At 69.5% G+C, this 2,183-nt stretch carries 3 protein-coding genes; 1 reads left to right on the top strand and 2 read right to left on the bottom strand.

Annotated elements, in window-relative coordinates; all coding sequences use genetic code 11:
* Both ACWEBX_RS39415 and ACWEBX_RS39410 read right to left on the bottom strand, forming a co-directional pair.
* The coding region (locus tag ACWEBX_RS39415) for an ArsR/SmtB family transcription factor (RefSeq protein WP_451889517.1) at window positions 1–259 on the bottom strand (259 nt) is incomplete at its 3' end.
* A complete protein-coding gene (locus ACWEBX_RS39410; RefSeq protein WP_451889516.1) occupies window positions 256–702 on the bottom strand; it encodes an SRPBCC domain-containing protein in 447 nt (148 codons plus the stop codon). The genes ACWEBX_RS39415 and ACWEBX_RS39410, both read right to left, overlap by 4 nt.
* Window positions 703–1,007: 305 nt before the next feature.
* Between ACWEBX_RS39410 and ACWEBX_RS39405 the strand changes: the two genes are divergently transcribed.
* Window positions 1,008–1,460 (top strand): phospholipase, encoded by a 453-nt coding sequence (locus ACWEBX_RS39405; RefSeq protein WP_451889515.1) that lies wholly within the window; start codon window positions 1,008–1,010, stop codon window positions 1,458–1,460.
* The last annotated feature ends 723 nt before the right edge of the window (window positions 1,461–2,183 follow it).

The following is a 2,183-nucleotide window of genomic DNA, read 5'->3' as shown; positions in this document are numbered from 1 at the left end:
GTGCCGCCCGGGCGCCGACGAGCCGGTTGCGGGGGTCGCTCGCATAGCTCAGTGACCGGGCCACCCCGGGTCCGGCCGCGTCCAGCACGGCGAGGTGCTTGACCACCGCCTGCCGTGAGACGGGCAGCTCCTCGGCCAGCTTCGTGGCCGTGATCTCGCCCCGGGCCGCCAGCAGATCGAGCAGGTGCCGCCTCGTCGGGTCGGCGAGCGCGGCGAGGACGCCGTCGACCTCCTCGTTCTCGCCTCGTTCCTCGGTCACACCGACGGCTGGGCGGCGCGCTTCTTGAACGCCTCCAGGACCTGGGGCCAGCCGTTGGTGTTGTCCTCGTGGGCCTTGTGCCGCAGCTCCGGAGAGCCGGACAGCGCGGCGAAGCCGCTCTCGACGACCCGCAGCCGCGTGCTCGTGCCCTCCGGAATCAGGGTGAACTCGACCAGCGTGCTGTTGCCGTCGCTCAGCGGGTCTCCAGGGAACGCGCTGGTCCAGCGGTAGGCGACGTAGGTGGGCGGCTCGACCTTCTCCACCCGCACGGGGAACTCGCCGTACTGGGCGTTCTTCACCACGGTCGACTCGCCCGCCTTGCCCTCGGTGGTGGGCAGGCTCTCCTCGTCGGCCACCCAGAATCCGGGCACGGCCACCAGCGGCCAGACCCGCTCCAGGGGCGCTTCGATCAGGGTTTCGCGTTCGATCCGGTCCTCGGTCATGACGTACTCCTTCGAAGCCATCAATGATGCAACTCCAGGGTTGCACATCACCCTCTTCATAGCAACCCTGCGGTTGCACGTCACGAGGCGCCGATGGGATCCGACCGGGACACCTTCGACCCGAAGGAACACATCCAGCCATAGACGGCCATGGCGGTCGCAGGCATGAAACATGGAACCCCAACTCCCGCGACTTAATTGATTGTTGGGCTCCAAGCACTAGTCAACGGGGGTCGCGATGCCGATCATTCCTGTCATGAACCTGCTGCCCGATGGGCGGGTCGCAGCCTCATGGAGGTGTTGGGATGCACCGAAGACTCGCCACCGGCCTTGCCGCCTCGGCCATGGCCCTGGTCGCCGTCACGGCGACTGCTACAGCCGCTAGCGCCGCCCCCGCCGACAAGCCTCAAGTCCTGTCCAACTGGACCCAGACCAGCGCGTCGAGCTACAACTCATGGGTCGCCGCCCGCGCCAACCAGTCCGCCTGGTCGGCCTACGCGTTCGACTGGTCCACCGACTACTGCTCCACGTCGCCGGACAACCCGTTCGGCTTCCCCTTCGCCACTTCATGTGCCCGCCACGACTTCGGCTATCGCAACTACAAGGCCGCCGGCACCTTCGATGCCAACAAGTCCCGGCTCGACAGCATGCTTTACGCGGACTTGGGACGAGTCTGCGCCAACTACAGTGGCGCGACGAAGGTCTCCTGCGACAGCACCGCGTGGACCTACTACCAGGCGGTCAAGGTCTTCGGCTGAGGCCCGGCCGATGAACGGCGGACACCGTACGAGCCGTTGATGACATGTGTCCGCCCGCACCACGTTGTGATGTGAGCCAACTCCCGTCCACCTGACGATTGATGACGGATCGCCGGTTCCCCGGTCCGTCAGGTCGATCGACGCCCGCTCGGTCGCCGGAACACACCCCGCCACCCGCCCCGCCGTCCCCCGGCATGCCCTCCCCCCTGTCGTCCACCGGACGCACTCGGGGGGGGTGTCACGGCCGTGGGCGCGGGTCGGGTGGCACGGGTCGTCGCACACCGCCGCGCCCCGTGGGCCACGACCGCCGATCCCCGGCACCCGGCGCTCGGAGGGGCGGACCGTCCGTGCAGCGGTCCGGCCCCGGGCGGACTCGGTCCGTGAGGCCGTCCGGCACCCGGCGGACTCGGTCCGTGAGGCGGTTTCGACCGGGCGGACCCAGAATGAGTGGGACGGTCTCGTAACCCGGCCGTCGAGCCGTTCTCGGGGCAGCCGGATCGTGACCGTTGGCCAAGCGGTCTCCGCCCCTTGTGGCTCGGGACTTGCGAGCGCGCGGGTGGTCGAACTATGAAGACGGACGAGCCGGAAGCCGCGGCCGACGGGAGCAGCGCACCACAGGGAGCGAGCCGCGCCCCCGCCCCGCCCGCGGACACCCTCTCGACGGCGGACCCCGCGGCTCCCGGGGACGTCCGCCACGACGAGACGGCCGCCCTCCGTCACCTG

Source organism: Streptomyces sp. NPDC005070 (assembly GCF_053600395.1).
The sequence above is the reverse complement of the archived record's forward strand: the minus strand, read 5'-3'. Positions and strand labels throughout refer to the sequence as shown.